We start from the raw sequence: 20617 nt of genomic DNA, 5'->3' as shown, positions 1-20617 counted from the left end.
TTTGATAGGTTAGAATGTAAGTTTCAGGCTTGCACCAATCTGGCGGGTTGCTGTCAACTGCCCACCTTCTGTCCATGATGATTCAAGCTCAGAAGGGTCAATTCCCAGATCTTTGGTTTCAGCATAAATCAACCATGCATTGCTAACAAATACGCTGAAGTTAGCATCCTTCACCATCACCTTTTTAGTAATGTTACTAGGAAGATTATAGCCAAGGCGAACTTCACGCAATTTTACGTAAGAGGCGTCATATACAAAGCTATTTGCATCACGTTGCAGGTTGGTATAGTAGTGCCGGCGAGCAGGAACATAAACAGTTCTGTCGCCACCATTTCCATCACTACCATCTACACGAACACCACCACCCAAACTTGGGAAAGAACGAATATCATTGCCTTTATCGTTCACACCAACAGTTTCAGCAGCAAGCCCGGTTCCTTCCAGGAACATTCTTGTGGTTGAATAAAACATACCGCCTTTCTGGAAATCAATAGAGAAAGAAAGATCAAAAGCCTTGTAACGGAAATTATTTACAAATCCTCCTGTGAATTCAGGAAGAACGTTTCCAATCTCCTGGTTGATGTCATACTGTGGAACACCATTTGTTCCAATGATAACTTTACCATTTTTGGGATCAATTCTGTACTTTCTTCCTACAAGTGTACCCCATTGCTTGCCTACCCTGTGCTCAAGGCGAGTATCATTCCAGGTAGTTGAATACAAATAAGTATTAAGGCCTTCGGCAAGTTCTACGATCTCACTCTTATTCTGTGCAAGGTTGAAGCTCACCTGCCATGCTTTGTTCCTGTCACTAAGGATATCACCAGTTAGTGTCAGATCCCATCCCTTTGCACGGATCAAACCAGCATTAACCTGTGCCTGGTTGAAACCACTTGTTGCCGACACGTCAACATTGATGATCTGGTCAGTATTGTCATTCTGGTACACCGTGAAGTCAACACCAAGCTTTCTGAACAATTTTAGTTCAAGACCAGCCTCATAAGATTTTGCAAGTGCAGGAGTTACCCGGCCGCTTCTGTAAATGTTTCCTGTAGTAACTATTGGTGTACCAGCAAATGGCGCACCACCAACAAGGTCGGTATTAACCTGTGCATAGTCGATATCAGATCCAACTGAAGCGTAGGCCAGACGTAATTTACCGAAGGTCAGCCAATCTTTAATATCTCCCTGCAATAAGTCAGAGAATACAAAACTGGTAGTAACAGAAGGGTAGAAATAAGAGTTGTTATCAAGTGGTAATGCAGAAGACCAGTCATTACGTGCTGTAACATCCAGGAAAAGGAAGTTCTTAAAGCCGAAAGAAGCTTTACCATACACACTTCTGACCATACGCTGATCAAGATCATTAAAATAATTTGCCTTTTCTTTTGAAGCACGGATATTAAACCAGTTTGGAACTGAAAGTCCGCCGTTGGTAGACATGCTCTGCCATTCTCTTTTACTTTTACGGATGTTTCCACCAATATAGCCATCAAAAGAAATATTACCGAACTTCTTCACATAACCAAGGTTTGTTTCATAGTTCATTTCATTGTTCTGGTCCTGGCTCTGTGAATATGCATCCAATTCGAGACCACCAGTTCCCCTTCTGAAATCGTTTACAGAATTGTACGAGCTTTTTCTGACATAGGAATACCATTTCAAGCCTTTCAGAATTTCAACTGTAAGTCCAACATTTCCTACGAGGCGGTGTGTTCTGCTGGTGCCATATGCTTCATTAGCTATAAAGAAAGGATTATCCCAGTATTGGGGAGTTGTAATTGCATTGATATCGCCGGTAGTATTAGGATCTCCGATGTTCCATGAATTAACACGACCATCTGGTTCACGGTAATTCTTCATGCCTTTGATATCTAACTGCCGCTGGAACCATTGGTTAAAGTTCTGCGTTACGTTCAAACCATCATTACGGTAAGTTTCAAATGGCTGACCAGTTCTTTCATCAAGGGTATACTGCATATCAGTTGATATAGAAACCCGGCTAGAAATGTCATAGATACCGTTCATACCCAACTGGTGAAGTTGACGCTTTGTATTAGGCAGGATTAGTTTTCTATCCTGGTTCAGGTATGACAATCGGAAAGTATGACTTGCGCCACTATTATTGAAAGCCACTGAATTGGTAAGATTTCGGCCAGTCTCAAAATAGTCTTTCACATTATTTGGTTGTGCCCTGATAACTTCTGTTTTACCAAAATTTTCTCCAGGATACCAGCTATACCACGGACGGTATTGGGTAGTACCATCAATCTTAGGCCCCCAACTTTCATCGGCACCATATTCCAGGATATTCTGACCATCCCATCCAGCCCATTCGGCAGGGTGAATACTAGGATCATACAAGAATTTGTACCAACCCTGGTCATCCATATAGCCACCATACTGGGCAGGATTACTAAGCGCAGAACTATAACCCCCTGCATAGGAGTTTTGGTACTCAGGAAGAATAGATACTTTTTCAAAACTGATACTACTCTTCACATCAATTGTAGATCCGGAATTACGTTTACCTTTTTTGGAGGTTAGAACTACAACACCCGCAGCACCACGCTGACCATAAAGAGCAGTTGCAGCGGCACCTTTCAGTACTGTAATGGACTCAACATTATCCATACTTACTGCATTCTGGTCAACAGGAGTTCCATCGAGGACATAAAGAGGTGTGGTAAGGCCCAATCCCTGCACACCACGGATCATAATATTGGCATTGTCGAAAGTAGAAGAAGGAGATCCAAGAAGTCTTACTCCGGCAACTTTACCTGCCAGAGCCGAACTTACATCCACATTATTGGAGAAAGTCAGGTTCTCGCCTGAAACTTCCTGGGCGGCATATCCCAGTGCTTTCTTCTCCCTTTTCAATCCAAGTGCAGTTACGATCACTTCACTCAGTGCAGCATCATTTTGCTGAACCTGAACGTTTAAAACAATTGCATCGCCGACAGTAACTTCTTTCGGCACGATGTCTGTTGAGGAAATAACAAGTATGTCACCAGGTTTAACAGAAATGGTATAATTACCGTTCTGGTCGGCTGAAACGCCTTGTTTACTTCCTTTCAATTTCACAGTGGCATAGGGAACAGGATTGCCTTTGTCATCCGTTACCCGACCACTTACAGTTTTTGCTTGCCCAAATGATAAGGCACAACATAGCATGCCCAGGGAAAGCAGTGATAAAATTTTTCTCATGTGCGGTTAATTTTTACGACGCCAATATAGTTTATGTTTTTTAAACTTAATTAAATGTTAAGATTGCCACGCGGTAAGAAATTATATATTTTTTTAGCTTATATAAAAAAATACAATTTTTACCATACTAACGGTTCAATATACTATAGGAATAATTTATTAACAACCACCTGTGCCATTTTCAGGTATGCTTCCTCGCTATACCCTGCTATATGAGGTGTTATAAGAACATTAGGCTGGCTGCAAAGCCAGGTTAGTTGTTGATATTCGAGTTCAGAATAGGATTCAAGTTTCTCATTTTCAAGCACATCGAGGCCCGCAGCGCGGATCTTACCCTTTTCGATGGCACGTATAAGCGCAGATGTATCTTGTACTTTACCCCGGCTGGTATTAAGAAATACAGGTTGAAGTTGAAGGCTGTCAAAAAAATCATCATCTGCCATATGAAATGTTTCGTCGGTAAGGGGAACATGCATGCTGATAACATTCGCATACCGGCAGATCTGCTGCAGGTTGGCCTCATGAATATAACCACGGGCAAAGTCATAACGATAACGATCATACGCCAACACTGTTACTCCAAAAGGTTCCAGAAGCCGTGCAAAAGCACCCCCCGTATTCCCGAAGCCGATAATCCCAACAGTTTTACCAGTCAGTTCAGTTCCCCTGTTTGCGTCACGAATCCATTTTCTTTCTTTCACTTCACATGCGCTACTGTTTATTTTGTTGAGCAGTGATAATAACATTCCCAGTTCATGTTCAGCAACTGCATTACGATTTCCTTCGGGGCTGCTAACGCATTTTATGCCTTTCGATTCTGCATAGCTAACATCTATAAGTTCCATGCCACTTCCAAGCCGGGCGATCCATCTTAGGTTTGGTGCAGCATCCAGTACATGTCTGTCTATCGTTAGCCGGGTGGTTACAACGAGGCCAATAACATCCTTCGCGATCTCTTTCAATTCATCATAAGAGATCGCAGGAAGGTAGAGTACTTCATAACCTTTCCCTTCCAGTGTTTCAGCCATCCATGGATGCACTTTAGCTGTTATCAGCACTTTAGCCATTGCCATTCATTTTGAAAGTTAGGGCCGCAAATTCAGCCACTGTAAGTTGTTCGGCCCGTTGGTTAAAAAAAGAATCAGCCAGCACCTCGGGAGGAAACAATCCCCGCACTGCATTTCGAAGCGTCTTACGTCGTTGATTAAATGCTGTTTTCACAAGTAGTGTAAAGTCCTTTCGGCTACGCATGAGAGGTATATCATCAACTGGTACAAGGCGAATTACACCGCTCATCACTTTAGGTGGCGGCATAAAACATTCAGGAGATACATCGAAAAGATAATCAACCCGGTAAAAGGCCTGGATCAATACACTAATAACTCCATACACCTTTGAGCCGGGTGCTGCTGCAACGCGCTGTGCCACTTCTTTCTGGAACATCCCTATAACTGTTTCCACCTGCCCATCCCATTCAAGGATCTTAAAAAGTATCTGTGTTGAGATATTGTAAGGGAAATTTCCCACTACGGTGAAGCTTCCTTCAAACGGCGGATCAATATCCAGAAAACTTTGATGGATGAGTTTACCTACAAGTGCCGGAAAGGTCTTTTGAAGGTATTGTACTTTCTCCGTATCCAACTCCACTGCTTTGAATTCTATACCGTCAATAGTTAGGAGGTGTTTGGTAAGCGCACCACCACCAGGGCCTACTTCCAGGAGCTTGGTAAATGGCCTTTCCAAAAGGGCAGCTACGATGTTGCGACAAATATTTTCATCGCGGAGGAAATGTTGACCCAGTGATTTTTTAAGTGTATACATAGCGCCCGCAAAAATACAGTATTGCCCGCGCCCCCCGAATATTGTATTTTTACACTTTCTTAATCAATGACCATGTCAACTATTCCCGATAATAACCGTCCCGTTATAGGTATCAGCTGTGGTGACCTCAATGGTATTGGCCTGGAGCTGATCCTTAAAACCATATCAAATAGCAGGCTTCTTGAAATATGTACCCCGGTTATTTTTGCCAGCAACAAAGCCATCAATTTTTACCGGAAGGCATTGCCTGAAAACAATTTAAACTTCCAGAGCTTAAAAGATTTCGGCCGCCTCAACCATAAGCAGGTGAACGTATTTAATTGCTGGGAAGAAGATGTAGCCATTACCCCGGGCCTACTAACGGAGGCAGGTGGAAAATTTGCTGTAATATCACTCACCAGTGCTGTGCAGGCTTTGAAAGAGGGACATATCGACGGATTGGTTACTGCTCCTATAAACAAAAAAAACACCCAGGGAGAATCCTTTCCTTTCACCGGCCATACCCCCTACCTGAAAGATGCTTTCAATGCGAGAGAAGTTCTTATGCTTATGGTTGCACCCAATATGCGGGTGGCGCTGTTAACTGAACATGTTCCTGTAACTGCAGTAGGACCATTCATCACAAAACAGAATATATTATCTAAACTAAGGCTGGTAGAGGATAGTATGCGTAAGGATTTTGGAATAGACAAACCAAAGATCGCAGTATTGGGACTTAATCCACATGCAGGCGATGAGGGATTGATCGGAAACGAAGAGGAGGAGATCATTAAACCTGCCATTAAGGAATTTAAACAACAGGGCAATAGTATAGTGCAGGGACCATTTTCCGCTGATGCATTTTTTGCACGTGGATACCACGAACGCTTTGATGCTGTGCTTGCAATGTATCATGACCAGGGACTAATTCCTTTTAAGTCACTTGCTCATGGAGAGGGGGTTAATTTTACTGCAGGACTCCCGGTAGTGCGTACATCACCTGATCACGGTACCGCTTTTGACATAGCAGGAAAGAATGTGGCAGATGAAAGTTCCATGTTCAGTGCCATTTTCACCTGTTTGGATATAATCCGCCAAAGGGAGGAATTCATAGCCAATCGCAGCAATCCACTGAAAAAAGTAAGCAACCGGTTTTTAGCCAACGCGGTGGATGAACGCATTGAAGAGGAGTGATGGAGGGATGGAGTGATGGAGGTTAGAATATCCCTTTGGGAAGGCCTTTATTGATGAGGTAACGATCATATGTAACGGATACGCGTCCTTTGCCATCACCGGCAGGTTTTTTAGCTGCGGCTTTTTTACTTCCTTCATATTCCATAGTAACCGCTTTAGGTAGCTTGTATGCATTGGTATTGAAAACAAAAAGAACCTTATCGGGCAAGCCCCAGGATAGATATTTTCCGTATTCCAAAAATGTTTCGTAAGTACCATTGTCTTTTGTGGTTGTAGTGGTTTTGTGTACCAACGCGGTTGATTCATCAACTACCAGGGTAGTTAACACCACATCACTATTTTCTGCCACTGGCAAAAGTTTCACAACGGCCATTTTCTTTTTATTGTAGGTTGTATAACCACCCGGCACAGCAACAAAGTCTTTTCCCGATAAAAGAGTATTGAGACTAACACTCATTCCACCTTTAGGAAAAATGGAAATACCATCGGCTTTGATTATTCTGAATTGGTCTGGTTGCCGGAAATAGACCTTCACTTTTGAATCGGGAATATTAATAAAGGATACATCAGTTACGAGGTTGCCTTCACCTACATAGTCATTTACCTTCTGAAGCTTTGTTTTAATTTCAGACAATAATCCATTTGCATCCTGCGCCAGCAAGTTACTGGTGCCCGATAATAACAGCATGACCAGCAGTATGGGAATAACCCGTTTAATATTAGTACAATGATGCAGAAGTACTGCAAGCGAAAATTTTATGGTAATAGCTTTCATTTCAGGATAGAATATCTTTTTTTCTAAAAATTATTACGGAGGCCACTACGAGGCCAACTATGTGTATGATCAAAATTCCTGCCGATTGCAGAACCTGCTGCCATGAAACGGGCTCATCAAAGAATCCTTTCCATCCGATCATATGTGTTGTAAACAGAAAAGGTTTGATTGCATTAAAAATTGGGATATCGAGAGTGCTCAGAATGGTGAACACAATAATCACACTCATCGTGGAAACAATAGGACCAATAGAATTTTCGGCAAATATCGAAAGCAGGAATGCCAGTGCTGCAACTGTTGTCATGGCAATTGCCGCAAACCCGAAAGCTGCAAAATAACGCCATAACACATCTGCTTTTGACAGCACCACAACTTCTTCGCTTTTGAGGATCATCAGATCACCTGTACCGAAAATCAGCACGGGCAGTAATAATGCAAGGAATGCCATCCATACCAGTAACATCATGGTATATATTGCGGATGCAAAGAATTTTGCAAGCATAAGGTTGGTGCGGCTCACTGGCTTGGTGATAAGAAGCCGTAGCGTTCCCATATTGGCCTCCCCTGCCACCTGGTCGCCAGCTACAAGAGCAATCAGCAAAGGCACATGGATCAGGAGTGTTTGGAGTATGATGAAACAGATCAGGTATCCATTCAAAACATTCCCCTGTATCTCAAAACTCTGCGTGAGGCTTTGAAGTCCAAATGCCATATAGTTTGCCCCATCAACATAGAATGCCAGTAAAATAAGCATTACAATAGCGCCGATTGCCACAAAACTGATATAGGTTCGTGGTCTGCGAAAAATCTTAAATAGTTCAATTTGTAAAAGCTGCAACATGTTGTTTTCCTGCGGTTAGGGATAAGAAATAATCTTCCAGTGTATTTGCCTTTCTTACGGAGAGTATGCTGATCTCATTTTTTACAAGAAACTGCACCAGCAGGGGAACATCTTCTGGTGGCATTTGCAGGGCCAACTGTGCATTATCCTCCCTTTCAAGGTTCTGGCCCCACCTGCTTTCAGAAAGCAGTTGCCAGGCTTTTTCCTGTTCAGCTACTTCGAGGTGCACCCTGTTGTTACCAGGATGAAATAATTCATCTACGTTACCCTCTACTATCTTTTTGCCCTTATCAATAATGATCATTCGGGTAGCAATCTGTTCGATCTCACTCAGAAGATGGGAAGAAACAAGCACTGTTTTTTTCAGATTGCGGCTCAGGCCGATTATAAGGTTGCGCATATCAGCAATACCCTGGGGATCGAGCCCGTTAGTAGGTTCATCAAGAATAACCAGCCGCGGATCATGAATCAATGCAACGGCAATACCTAACCGCTGTTTCATGCCCTGCGAATAAGTTTCCACACGACTATGAGCACGCTCTGCCAAACCCACCTGTTCAAGTTGATCCATCAAACTGCGATTGACAGGTTTTATACCGCTCATTCGGGCAAAAATGGAGAGGTTCTCATAGGCGCTGAGGTATTTGTAGAGGTCGGGTCTTTCAATTACTGCACCAATCTGCCGCAATATGGCGTGCCTTTTGGTGAGAAGTGATTTCCCAAGTAGTGTGATATTTCCGGAATCGGGTCTGATCAAAGAAAGCAGCATCCTTATGGTGGTGGATTTACCTGCCCCATTTTGTCCGAGGAATCCATAAACATCCCCCTCATATACAGTGAATGAGAGATCATCCACTGCCAGCAGGTCGCCGAAAGCCTTTACCAGGTTCTTTACTTCAATAACTGCACCCATCCGCAAAAAATTGATTACTGCCTATAACAGTAATTTGGAGGGATTGTTTTTAAAGCTTTACCTGATTTATGAATCCGTTTTGAGATAAGATTGAAGATTGGCAACATATTCAGCAAAAGCCTTTATGCCTTTTGGCGTGATCCTGCAAATGGTTTGCGGATAGTTTTCTTTGAATTGTTTTATGATCTCAATGTACCCCGCATCTTTCAGCTTGTTCATCTGTACGCTCAGGTTGCCAGCAGTGGCATTGGTTTTTTCACGGATAAATGTGAATTCCGCCTCCTTTACACTGATGAGCAGGGAAACAACAGCCAGCCGCAGTGGTGTGTGCAATATGGGGTCAAGGTCTTTAAACATTCCGGGATAACTCCTTTTTGGATTGATGCAGGAGAAGGTAACCGGGTACAAGGTAGCCCAGGAGAATAGCCAGGGCGCCGACCAACATTTCATACTTCATATCATCTATCCCAAACATCGCTATGCCTGCAAGCCAATTCAGGGCAGCGCCCACCATCAGAGGTTTGAACCTGAGTGCGCTGCCATGTATATACATCCAGAAAGCATAGAGAATGAAGAAGAACCCCCAGAAGTCGATATCACCCGGATTGTCAGCAACCTGGTAATAAAAATTGATGCCGGCTACCATTGAAAGAATACTGGCGAAAAATCCCACTCCCATCCTGTCCAGTAGGTCCTGTGCATAAGTCCGGTTCCGCTTATGACTTTTCTTCCTGTAGGAGGTAATGACCATAAGGATCACGCCAACCGGCAAGGCCAGGTTCCAGAACCAGAATGATCCTTTAAGGTTATATTCCAACATGAAGAAAGTTCCCAGCGAGGCAATGAACAGAATCCATCCCCAAACCCTCCACCCCAATCCATTCTCATTATGTTCTTCGCGGGCAGTCTGAATCATCTGGCTGATTAATGCAAGGCTTTCCGATTCTGACATTGTATTTGGTGGATCCGTATCCGGATTAATCAAATTGGTGGTTCTGTTACCAGGTATTTCGGGTTGAGACATTACAAGTGTTTTATTTGATGATGCTTGGATAAGTTCAATATTATCACTTCTTACTTACACTGTGATAAAAAGTATTCTGCAGCCGACTTTCCCCATGAAGGATGTATTTCTGAGGCAGGTTTAAACTGATCGAACATGGCGATAGCCTTTTCAAAGATCGGCGCTGCAACAGCCTTTCCGCCACCGAATTGTTCCGGAGTATAAAATTTGGATTGTGCTTCAAGGTAAACGGGGCGCGGATTGGCAGGGTCCTGTTGTTTTGCCTTCTCCATATGCCCTGAAGAAACCTGTCCATATTGCATCCATCTGCTCTGCGGATCAACCATCATCCGGCTCGATGCAATCATACTCCGGATAACTTCTGTTTCGCTGTTTGGGGCACCAGCAATGGTTTCCGCTTTGGTTATTAGGGCTTCCGCCTTATCGGCAAGTGGATCCACTTTTGATTTATCTTTCTCCATAAATCCATTCATCACCTGGCAATAAGCTGCGTAATAATAAGGAAGCCATTGTTCCTTTTCGGCGTCACCAATCCGTTCGAAACTATTTGCAAGGTCAGTAAATCCCCCGTTTTGCATGGCCCCGTCTAATTTGGCGATCTGCTGTACCATCGCTGTTTTATACTTATCAGATTGTGCCATCATTGATAATGTTGGGAGAAGCAGGGAGAGAAGCAGGAAACACTTTGTCATCATGTAAGATTTAAGAATTAAGAATTAAGATTTATGAATTAGAGATTGTTGTTGATTACATCTTCTGTCCGGTCTACACCGAGACTAATGAAGCAGCCAAGAAAAAAGAATTGGTTGGCAGGAGGGCGAACAGCCTGCTTTATACTACCATTATAGGAATAATTATAGTTATAGATCTGTTCCTGGTTGAGCACATTGGTAACAGATAAAACAAAAACCGTAAAAGCTTTTGCATTCTGCCGACCTATATTGGGGAGGTAATTAACACTTAAACTGAGGTTATTAAAGTCAATGGTTTCTCCGCGATCTGCTACTAACGTTTTGCCCTCATTTTCATTATAGCGGATATTATAATATGGCCTTCCGGTTGCATATGAATAAGAGGCATTGAACTGTGTTTTCAGTTTTGTGATGAATTTTTTTATAACCAATGAGGCAGTATGACTGGCTGCAAAATTTGGCTTTAGCAAACCCGGGTAATTGAGGTAATCCCTTTCTGTATCAAGGAAGGAATAAGAAATCCAATAATCGACCCCTTTAAATGTTTTTTTATCGCGCCAGAAAAGCTCAATCCCTTTCGCATATCCTTTTCCGTGATTTGATAATAACGGAACCGTCTTTACCAGGTCATCATACTTCTTGTAGAACGCTTCCACCCTGAAAACATTCAGCGCTGTAATTTTCTGGTAATTGGCTATATAATGTGTTGCCCTGGTATAATCAAGTTCCTGGTTAATAACCAACTGATTGCGTTCGGGTTTCTGGTAAAAGATTCCATAGGCAAGTGAAACCTGGCTTTTGGGTGCGAGTTTATAGGCTAGTGACACCCGCGGTACCAGATTTGATTTTTGCATCAAAGAGGAATGCTCCCATCTCGCTCCAAGTTTGGCAGCAATATTATTGGTGATATAAATATCGGTTTCCAGAAATCCTGCTTTGAAATGATCATTGATAGTGGTGCTACGACTACTTATTGAATCAGTAAAATTCAATTGATCCCGAAAATAGAGCCATTCACCACCAAACCGCAGTATGCTTAAACCCCATAGCCTTCTATCCAGTACTCCTTTAACCTGTGACAATTCTGCGCGGATATCGCCGTTAAAATTCTTTGACCGGTAAGGCATTTCCGTACTAAAAACCGGATCATTATTTTCGTCCTGTAACTGATTACTTATCTCATCAAGGTTATTGCTATAGGAACTGCCAAGGAAAAGTTTCCAATGACTGCCTATTTTTTCCTTCCACGATAAATTCGCATATAGATTGTTGTTAAAGAGACTAAATGAATTCTTAAGACGGGTAGAATCTATATCAGGAGATCTTAATCCTAACTGGTTAACCTGCCAGGTTCCATAGAATTTGAGAATACCGGTTTTCGATGTTTTAATCCTGAAATTTGCATCCCCATAATGTAAGACGGGGATTTTAAAATAATCAGGTCTTTGCTTCACCAACTCGAAATATGGAAGCAGGTTAGTGTAAGAATAGTTAGCGCCCCAGGTAAAGGTTTTCTCTTTATTGAGGTATTGATATCCGCCATTGACACCCACCGTGGATATTCCGATACTTGCAGCATTTTGTTCAGGCATGTCAATGGTTTCGAGTACGAGTGCTCCGGATAGTGCCTGTCCATAAAGAGCTGAATAACCACCCGAACTAAACACAGTGCCTTTGAACAGGAAAGGCGAGAACCGACCGCGTTGTGCAATATCGGGGACCGATGTAAAGAAGAAGTTGTTGACAAGGGTGCCGTCAATAAAAACCCGGGCTTCTTCACCACTGCCCCCCCTTACAAAAAGACCCTCCTTCTCCCCTACCTGCTGGGTACCCGGAAGGGTTCTTATCGCAGCAGTTACATCAGCATTGGCACTGGCCGTGGTAACGATATCAATGGAATTCAGAACGGTTGTTCTTTTGGAATCACTCGCTTCAAAACTCCCGGCTGTTATCACTACTGCTTTTAACTCATCGGCGGCTTCCCGAAGCTGTAATGGAAGGTCAAGAGGCTGCCCATTCAGCAACACTGCCTTTTCGAGTGGGTCATAGCCGATGGAACTGACCACCAGAAACATCTCGCCATTTTCGACTGTCATGAACTGAAAGGTTCCGGTTGAATCGCTTGTAGCTCCATCATAGGTTCCCTTAAGTGATATACTAGCACCCGGAACAGGTTTTCCCTTGTTGTCTTTCACCTTCCCCCGAATGGTGGTTTGGGCGGTTACAGAGCCCGCCAGCATTGAAACCAGGAATAATACCCACAATGTTCTCACCTTGCTTATTTTATTTCAAATATAAACCAGTTTATTATATAAACCAAATTGGATGAAAAAATGCCCGGTTAAGAATAACCAGGCCTTGTTGATCGTACCCTTTAAAACTGTCTTAAATAGTATATAGTCCTGTTCACCTGAACAGGTATTATTTATCTGAAACTTACATTGTATTATTAATCAGGAGCCAACTCACCAATATTTTATCTGGTTTCCATAATATTGGAGATGAGCTGGTAAATCGGAGAAATTGGATAAAGACGCGGAGTACAAATATCGTTACCGTATTTTACAATTTCAACATATATGCACATTAAAATTTTGTAACCGCCATTCCTTTATGTAAATCCATCTTATCGTCCCTGCTACATTCCATTTTCCTGACAACTTTCTCATTCCGGTCGTAAACCAAAAGCCTGTAGAACACATTCCCTCCTTCATTTACCCCAGAACGGTCGGCGTATCCATAAGTTGGTATTGTTGCAGGATCTTCCGCCATAAAAACCAGAGCGATGGTTTTGTACGACTTTCCATCAATACTACGCTCCAGTGCGAAATGACTTCCCCTTAAAATTGTAAACGCATCCCATTCCAGCATCACTTTATCCTTTTGCTTAATAGCCCGGAAAACTTTTTCATTATCATTCACATTTTCTGCCAAAGACACTGTTTGCGCAAGGAGCGATACCTGCATCAGCACCAGAACCATGGTCATCCACACTGTTCCCATTATGGGGAATTTCATATTGTACCTTTTCATCTCAGACATTTTATAATGCCGATGCAAATGGCAGGCCTAGAGCTTTGCTGGGTTCACTACATAATTTACGGCAAGTTGTTTTTCACAGCCTGTCCTGATCAGGTAGGTGCCTGCAGCGAGGTCAAACATTTCTACATCTATAATTTGCATTGCTTGTGGTTCTGTGATTCTACGCACCAGTTCACCAGCATTGTTATAAATCTCGATCACAACTTTTTTATCAACCCAGTTGTCGGGAATTGAAAACTGTAAACTATCGCCTGTAACCTGGGCGGGAATGGAGATCATGATCATTTGCGGAGCTGATTGAGGATCAATCTTTTTCACGGACGAGATCGTTTCCCTGCCATTCTGATGCTTTACCCGGAGACGATAGAATACAGGATTCATTTTATCTGCAATAAGGTCGTCATTATACGCGGAGGGTTCTGAAATATTAGTGCTGATACTTTGATCTACCACACTAACAGTATGGAATAATATGCCATCCAGACTTTTTTCGATAGTCACTTCCTGGATTGAATCATTGGCGGCAGCATTCCATTGAAGTGATACAAAACCTTGTTTAAGTAAGGCTTTAAAAGACATGCCGCCGGTTGTAAAAGCGGAAGCTGCTACTTTATTACTAACGCTATGGTCGAATGACTGCGCTGAAACTTTATTAGCTATAAATGAAGTGGCAATGATCAGGAATGCAGCAAATGTTGTTGCAAAACAGGAAACCATGGAGCCAGGGTACTTTAAATTCATAATCGATGATCAGAAGTAGTGTACGATGCTCACAGGCATTGGAAACGACCAGTATGTAATTCTTAGGATTGGGAGAGGGGGATATGGGGATCTTGAGCGGAGAAATTCAAAGGAGGATTGGAATAGTGCTAGGTAGCAGTACAAAGATGGCATGGATATCCGGAATATGCAAGCCGGCTTTCGTAGAATTCGACGAATGGACCGTATTTTATGCAAAAAGGTCAACAGATTGTATCCGTTGACCTTTTTGATATTTCTATTTTCTATTGCCTATTCCCTACTTCCTCACTTAAACTGGTTCATAATTCCCCTTGCGAGGTCAACCATTTTCCCAACGCCATCTTCAGGAAGGTTTCCTTTCTTGAACTCAGCCAGAACATTTGGAAGTTTGTTTTCCATTTCGAGGAGGAACTGGGCTTCAAATTCCTTAACACGGCGAACGGGAACATCACGAAGCAGACCCTGTGTTCCGAGGTAGATCATAGCAACCTGCTTTTCTACTGAGAAAGGTGAATACTGCGCCTGTTTCAGGATCTCCACATTACGGGCACCTTTATCAAGTACAACTTTGGTAGCGGCATCAAGGTCGCCCCCGAATTTTGAGAAGGCTTCCATTTCACGGTAAAGGGCCTGGTCAAGCTTAAGCGTACCGGCTACTTTTTTCATTGATTTGATCTGTGCGTTACCACCTACGCGGCTAACCGAGATACCAACGTTAATAGCGGGACGGATACCTGCGTTGAAGAGGTTTCCTTCCAGGAATATCTGGCCATCAGTGATGGAGATAACGTTAGTTGGAATATATGCCGAAACATCACCAGCCTGTGTTTCAATGATCGGAAGAGCTGTAAGGGAACCCCCGCCTTTAACCAGGTGTTTGATAGTATCAGGAAGATCGTTCATGTTACGAGCCACTTCATCCTTTCCGATGATCTTGGCAGCACGTTCCAGAAGACGGCTGTGAAGATAGAATACATCACCAGGATAAGCTTCGCGGCCCGGCGGACGGCGCAGCAGGAGTGATACTTCGCGGTAAGCCACAGCCTGCTTTGAAAGATCATCATAAATAATAAGGGCAGGGCGTCCGGTATCACGGAAAAATTCACCAATAGCGGCACCTGCAAAGGGGGCATAGAACTGCAGTGGAGCAGGATCTGAAGCCGATGCAGCTACGATAGTGGTATATTCCATTGCACCATGCTCTTCGAGGGTCTTCATCACACCGGCGATGGTGGACGCTTTCTGCCCGATAGCTACATATATGCAATAAACAGTTTTACCTGCTTTGAAGAATTCCTTCTGGTTAATGATGGTATCCACCGCGATGGCAGTTTTACCTGTCTGGCGGTCACCAATGATCAATTCACGCTGGCCGCGACCGATAGGGATCATTGCATCGATAGCTTTAATACCGGTTTGGAGTGGTTCTTTCACCGGCTCACGGAAAATAACCCCCGGGGCTTTACGCTCCAGCGGCATCTCGTACAATTCGCCTGCAATCGGACCCTTACCATCAATTGGCTGTCCAAGTGTATTGATAACCCTACCGGCAAGTCCATCTCCCACTTTAATGGAAGCGATCTTACCGGTACGTTTAACTTTATCGCCTTCTTTGATCTCGGAAGATTCACCCATCAATACCACACCCACATTATCCTCTTCCAGGTTCAATGCAATGGCTTTAACACCGTTGGCAAATTCAACCAGTTCACCTGCACGTACATTGTTCAGACCGTAAACACGGGCAATACCGTCACCCACCTGCAAAACGGTACCCACTTCTTCCAGGTCGGCAGAAGTGTTGAAGTTGCTAAGCTGCTGGCGCAGTATCGCTGATATTTCATCTGGTTTAATGTCTACCATATCGTTTTATTTAGACGTTTTTTTTATTTCTTATCTCAGTTTCTGAATATACATATTGTCCACAAACTGCTTTTTGATCACATCCAGGTCGTGGCGGATACTTGCATCATAAAGCTGGTCATCGAGTTGAACAACAAAGCCACCGAGGATTTCTTCTTTCACTTTTTCGTTGATCTGCAATTTTTTATTCTTGAACCTTTCTAGCTGACTGAAATTGTGGATGATCACTTCTTTAACTTCATCAGAAACTGGTACAGCAGTGGTAAGTTCAATGATCTGGATACCTTTCAGTTCGCGGTAAGCTTCATCAAATGCATTGAGAATATCTACAGTACCTACTTCTCTGCCTTTTGCAAAAAGCAGGTTGAAAAAGGATTCTGTGAGCGGGGAGATCTTTCCACTGAAAATGGCCTTGAATATGGCTATTTTCTTCTCATGCTTAATGACGGGACTCATCAGTACCTGGTTAAGTTCACCAGTAATGGCCGACCTTATGGAATCAGCATCCATTTTAACCGCTTCCACCTGGTTGGTTTCGACGGCAAGGTCCATCAGGGCCTTTGAGTATCTTTTGGCAACACGTGTATTACGCATGGGTCGCTTGTTCTAGTTGTTTCAATTAATTCCTTGCTGTTGTGCCAAGTTCGTTGGCGAGAGTCCGGATATAGCTTTCCTGTTCTGTTTTATTTGCAAGCTCGCGGCGGATAACCTTCTCCGTTACCTCTATGACCATGTTACCGATACTATTCTTCATATCAGTTAGTGCGGCATTCTTCTGTTGTTCTATAGATGCCTGTGCATCTGTAAGAATTTTTCCCGCTTCCAGCTTGGCCTGGTCTTTTGCCTCATTGATCATTCTATCGCGGATCTCTTTTGCCTCGCGCATCATCTGGGAACGTTCTTCCCGTGCCTGCTGCATAAGTGCTTCATTCTCGCTCTTCATCTGTGCCATCTCCACTTTTACACGCTCGGCAGTTGCAATTGAATCTGCAATATTTTTCTCCCTTTCAGACAAAGCTGACAATATGGGCTTCCAGGCAAATTTTTTCAGAATGAAGAACACGATAAGGAAGGCTACCAGTGTCCAGACAAAATACCCTAAAGCAGGCAGTAATAATTCCATGGTATTATATTAAATTATCTTAAATCTCAAATCTTACCTCTTACCTCTTACCTCTTACCTGTAAAGAAGGTCTGCACCCTCGGCCCTTTGCTCCGGATGCAGCACTTTTTTAAGGTGGATTACTTGGTCAATACGGCCAAGAGACCTGCGATTACAGCGAACAGGGCAACACCCTCGATAAACGCTGCAGTCAGGATCATGTTTCCACGAATGTCGTTAGCAGCTTCAGGCTGACGGGCAATTGATTCTACCGCACCTTTACCGATCTGACCGATACCGATACCAGCACCGATTGCGGCAAGTCCGGCTCCGATTGCACCACCCAACTGTGCCTGGCCTACTTCCAACAGGATGTTCATGATTGACATACACTTTGTGTTTTGATGTTTATAAAAAATCTTTATTCTAATTATTAATGTGCTTTCGCTGCTTCATGCCCGTGAGCATCTTCATGATGGTGTTCACCTTCAAATGCCTGACCGATGAAAACGGCAGTAAGGTTGGTGAAGATGAAGGCCTGGATAAAAGCAACCAGAACTTCGATCACATATATAAATACAGAAAATGCAATTGATACCGGTGAGAAGCCCCATCCTGCTACCGTACTCATCTGACCGAAAATAAAGATCAGCGACACAAAACTCAGGATCACGATGTGACCTGCAGTCATGTTCGCGAAAAGACGTATCATGAGGGCAGCGGGTTTAATGAAAACACCAAGCAGTTCAACCGGTATCAGGATCAGTTTCACCAGGAAGGGTACGCCCGGAGGCCAGAATATATGTCCCCAGAAATGACCGTTCGTGCTGAAAAGTATCACCACTAAAGATATAAGCGCCAGCAGGGCTGTAAAGGCAATATTGCCTGTTACGTTTGCAGCACCGGGTATTAGACCGAATATGTTATTGATTAGGATGAAAAAGAAAACCGTCAGTAGATAGGGAAGGTATTTTTTGTACTTAGCGCCGAGGTTGGGGCGGGCAACTTCATCGCGAACAAAGGTGATAACGGGTTCAATTGCATTCTGCAAACCAGTTGGTGCTTTGGTTGCGCCGTTTTGCTGGTATTTTTTTGCGATGCTGGTCATGAGCCAGATCAGGGTTATAACGGCAAGGAGCATCTGCACAACATTCTTGGTCATCGAAAAATCATAGACCTTAACCGATTCGTCAACTGTTCCATTTTCATTTACTGCAACTACATGGCCATGATCAAGTTTATATCCATTATAGGCCGACTCGCCGTGGTGAAAGTTGCCGGAGGAAAACATACACAGTCCACGTTGTGGAGAATAGAGTATTACCGGCAGGGGAAGCGTGACATGGGTATCACCTATTGTAAAAAAATGCCATTCATGTGCATCCGCAATATGATGGAGGATGGCTTCACCGGCATTGAATTCCGCTTTCGGGCCCTCACCCTCGCCTTCATTGGCGTGAACAGCCGTTCCCAATACCAATAAAACTGCGCTGAAAGCCGCTACCAGTAAAGATTTGATGCTATTTTTTGCCATGCCGATCCTAAATTTTGCGCAAAGATAGGGAGGAGTGGTTGAATGTAGAAAAATCTCAGGGAAATTGTTTGGATTCATCAATCCTGGATAGCCTTCATAAACTGGCTTTCATAGAGGGAATGGTAATAACCTCCTTTCTGCATCAGTTCTTCATGGTTACCTATCTCCCTTACCTCACCTTTATCGAGCACAATGATCTTATCTGCCTTACGGATAGTGCTCAGACGGTGGGCAATTACGATGGCCGTTCTGCCGGAGATGAGGGTTTCAATGGCATGCTGGATAAGTTTTTCGCTTTCAGTATCCACGCTGGAAGTTGCCTCATCGAGGATCAGTATACTGGGGTCATAGAGCAATGCCCGTATAAACGACAGCAATTGCCGCTGTCCTAATGAAAGGGTACTACCCCTCTCCATAACTTTATAGTCATAGCCACCGGGTAATTCCATAATGAAATCATGCATTCCTATCAGTTGGGCGGCCCTGATAACCTGCTCGCGACTAATTTCCGGATTACGCAGGGTAATATTGTCCATCACGGATCCGGAAAAAAGAAAGACGTCCTGTAGAACCACCCCCGTTTGGGCACGAAGTGAATCGAGGGAATAATCTTCAATGTTTACACTGTCAATACAGATCTGGCCTTTCTGAATATGATAAAGTCGGTTTATGAGACTTATAATAGAAGTTTTTCCGCTACCGGTATGTCCAACCAATGCTACAGTTTCGCCGGGTTGAACAGTAAAATGGAGGTCGCGAAGCACATACCGCTCCTCATTATAAGCAAACCATACATGGTCGAATTCTATTTTACCATTAACTTTTTTTGGGGCGAAGCTGCCCTCATTTTTTATATAATCATCATTATCTATCACCTTGAAAACCCTTTCGCTGGCTACCATACCCATCTGCAGCACATTGAATTTATCGGCTATAACCCGGAGGGGGCGGAATAAGAGGTTGAGATAGAGGATAAAGGCGATCATTTTCCCCGCCATTTCAGCTGCTTCCGATTCTGGCAATTGCATTGCCTTGCTGGCACCCCACCAAACCAGTAGCCCGGTAGATACTGCCAGAACTATTTCCACCACGGGAAAAAAAACTGAATAAGCGAAAATGGCGCGCACATTGGCACTACGATGTTCAGCGTTTATCTTTTTGAATTTTTTATACTCTCTCTCTTCCGCGGCAAAAGCCTGTACAACCTGGATGCCGGTCAAATGCTCCTGAACAAAGGCATTAAGTGCAGCTACGGCATTTCGCACCCTTATAAAGGAGCGGTTGACGCTTTCCTTGAATATATAGGTAGCAAGTATAAGGAAGGGGAATGGTGCCAGCGCAATCAGGGCAAGCTTCCAATCGACCCAGAACATAACGGCAAGAATAGATATAATGGAAAGAAGATCAGCGATGATGGGAATGAGACCATCAGCAAAAATATCATTGATCGATTCAATATCATTGATGGTACGGGTGGTGAGGGTACCAATCGGGGTCCTGTCGAACTGGGAAAGATTTAACCTTATAACGCGGTTAAAAACTGTTATCCGGAGGTCTTTAACAACTGATTGTCCAAGCCATGCCGTTGTGAAAGAAAATAAAAACCTGAATATTGTCTCCACAAGCAGGAAGGCCGCCTGGATAATGGTTATCCGGATCACCCAATCGAGCATTCCATTACGGATATAATCATTTACCGTGATCTGAATGAGGTAGGGTCTTACGGGCGACAATAATGCCAGCAAAATTGCCAGAGCCAGTGAAAGGAATACCTTCTTTTTATAAGGTGCAGCCAGTTGAAATACGCGTTTCAACAAGGCAACATCAAATATCTTCTTTGCGGCGGTAGATGACATCCGGCAAATATAGGAAACAGTAAACGGTAAGAA

At 43.4% G+C, this 20617-nt stretch carries 19 protein-coding genes; 1 reads left to right on the top strand and 18 read right to left on the bottom strand.

Going from position 1 to position 20617, the window contains the following annotated elements; all coding sequences use genetic code 11:
* Nucleotides 1-9 precede the first annotated feature (9 nt).
* From HY58_RS02395 to rsmA, 3 genes are all read right to left on the bottom strand, one after another.
* The gene (locus tag HY58_RS02395) at nt 10-3207 is read right to left on the bottom strand and encodes a SusC/RagA family TonB-linked outer membrane protein (protein ID WP_039127073.1); all 3198 of its coding nucleotides are present in this window, start codon (nt 3205-3207) and stop codon (nt 10-12) included.
* A gap of 143 nt (nt 3208-3350) precedes the next feature.
* Nucleotides 3351-4274, bottom strand: coding sequence for an NAD(P)-dependent oxidoreductase (locus HY58_RS02390; RefSeq protein ID WP_039127917.1), 924 nt, complete (start codon nt 4272-4274; stop codon nt 3351-3353).
* Nucleotides 4267-5028 carry a 16S rRNA (adenine(1518)-N(6)/adenine(1519)-N(6))-dimethyltransferase RsmA gene (gene rsmA, locus HY58_RS02385; protein ID WP_039127070.1) on the bottom strand — a complete coding sequence of 254 codons (762 nt, stop codon included), beginning with the start codon at nt 5026-5028 and terminating at the stop codon, nt 4267-4269. Before rsmA ends, HY58_RS02390 begins: the two co-directional genes overlap by 8 nt.
* Nucleotides 5029-5100: 72 nt before the next feature.
* Between rsmA and pdxA the strand changes: the two genes are divergently transcribed.
* Nucleotides 5101-6201 (top strand): 4-hydroxythreonine-4-phosphate dehydrogenase PdxA, encoded by a 1101-nt coding sequence (gene pdxA / locus HY58_RS02380; RefSeq protein WP_039127067.1) that lies wholly within the window; start codon nt 5101-5103, stop codon nt 6199-6201.
* A 22-nt stretch (nt 6202-6223) separates the two neighbouring features.
* On the opposite strand, the gene HY58_RS02375 is transcribed toward pdxA, so the two are convergent.
* From HY58_RS02375 to HY58_RS02305, 15 genes are all read right to left on the bottom strand, one after another.
* Complete coding sequence (locus HY58_RS02375; RefSeq protein ID WP_052323781.1) at nt 6224-6976, bottom strand: hypothetical protein; 753 nt, start codon at nt 6974-6976, stop codon at nt 6224-6226.
* Between the two features lies 1 nt (nt 6977).
* Complete coding sequence (locus tag HY58_RS02370; protein ID WP_039127065.1) at nt 6978-7817, bottom strand: ABC transporter permease; 840 nt, start codon at nt 7815-7817, stop codon at nt 6978-6980.
* A complete protein-coding gene (locus tag HY58_RS02365) occupies nt 7795-8730 on the bottom strand; it encodes an ABC transporter ATP-binding protein (protein WP_039127063.1) in 936 nt (311 codons plus the stop codon). Before HY58_RS02365 ends, HY58_RS02370 begins: the two co-directional genes overlap by 23 nt.
* 66 nt (nt 8731-8796) lie before the next feature.
* On the bottom strand, nt 8797-9087 hold the full coding sequence (locus HY58_RS02360) for a transcriptional regulator (RefSeq protein ID WP_039127061.1): 291 nt from the start codon (nt 9085-9087) through the stop codon (nt 8797-8799).
* The gene (locus tag HY58_RS02355) at nt 9080-9754 is read right to left on the bottom strand and encodes a hypothetical protein (RefSeq protein ID WP_039127058.1); all 675 of its coding nucleotides are present in this window, start codon (nt 9752-9754) and stop codon (nt 9080-9082) included. Before HY58_RS02355 ends, HY58_RS02360 begins: the two co-directional genes overlap by 8 nt.
* A 50-nt stretch (nt 9755-9804) precedes the next feature.
* Nucleotides 9805-10446: a hypothetical protein gene (locus HY58_RS02350; RefSeq protein WP_039127055.1), complete on the bottom strand. Its 642-nt coding sequence runs from the start codon at nt 10444-10446 to the stop codon at nt 9805-9807.
* Between the two features lie 38 nt (nt 10447-10484).
* Nucleotides 10485-12719 carry a TonB-dependent receptor gene (locus tag HY58_RS02345; RefSeq protein WP_039127050.1) on the bottom strand — a complete coding sequence of 745 codons (2235 nt, stop codon included), beginning with the start codon at nt 12717-12719 and terminating at the stop codon, nt 10485-10487.
* A 313-nt stretch (nt 12720-13032) separates the two neighbouring features.
* Complete coding sequence (locus HY58_RS02340; RefSeq protein ID WP_156123541.1) at nt 13033-13479, bottom strand: hypothetical protein; 447 nt, start codon at nt 13477-13479, stop codon at nt 13033-13035.
* 36 nt (nt 13480-13515) lie between these two features.
* Nucleotides 13516-14229, bottom strand: a complete 714-nt coding sequence (locus tag HY58_RS02335) for a hypothetical protein (protein ID WP_156123540.1) — start codon at nt 14227-14229, stop codon at nt 13516-13518.
* 285 nt (nt 14230-14514) lie between these two features.
* A complete protein-coding gene (gene atpA / locus HY58_RS02330) occupies nt 14515-16092 on the bottom strand; it encodes a F0F1 ATP synthase subunit alpha (protein WP_039127039.1) in 1578 nt (525 codons plus the stop codon).
* Between the two features lie 30 nt (nt 16093-16122).
* Entirely contained in the window at nt 16123-16686 is a 564-nt protein-coding gene (gene atpH, locus HY58_RS02325; protein WP_039127037.1) for an ATP synthase F1 subunit delta, read from the bottom strand.
* A 25-nt stretch (nt 16687-16711) separates the two neighbouring features.
* Nucleotides 16712-17215, bottom strand: coding sequence for a F0F1 ATP synthase subunit B (gene atpF / locus HY58_RS02320; protein WP_039127033.1), 504 nt, complete (start codon nt 17213-17215; stop codon nt 16712-16714).
* A gap of 119 nt (nt 17216-17334) precedes the next feature.
* A complete protein-coding gene (gene atpE, locus HY58_RS02315; protein WP_039127029.1) occupies nt 17335-17583 on the bottom strand; it encodes an ATP synthase F0 subunit C in 249 nt (82 codons plus the stop codon).
* A 44-nt stretch (nt 17584-17627) separates the two neighbouring features.
* On the bottom strand, nt 17628-18728 hold the full coding sequence (gene atpB / locus HY58_RS02310) for a F0F1 ATP synthase subunit A (protein ID WP_039127026.1): 1101 nt from the start codon (nt 18726-18728) through the stop codon (nt 17628-17630).
* A gap of 77 nt (nt 18729-18805) precedes the next feature.
* Complete coding sequence (locus HY58_RS02305; protein ID WP_039127023.1) at nt 18806-20584, bottom strand: ABC transporter ATP-binding protein; 1779 nt, start codon at nt 20582-20584, stop codon at nt 18806-18808.
* Nucleotides 20585-20617: the final 33 nt, after the last annotated feature.

Source organism: Flavihumibacter sp. ZG627 (assembly GCF_000814325.1).
Classification (GTDB): Bacteria; Bacteroidota; Bacteroidia; order Chitinophagales; family Chitinophagaceae; genus Flavihumibacter.
The sequence above is the reverse complement of the archived record's forward strand: the minus strand, read 5'-3'. Positions and strand labels throughout refer to the sequence as shown.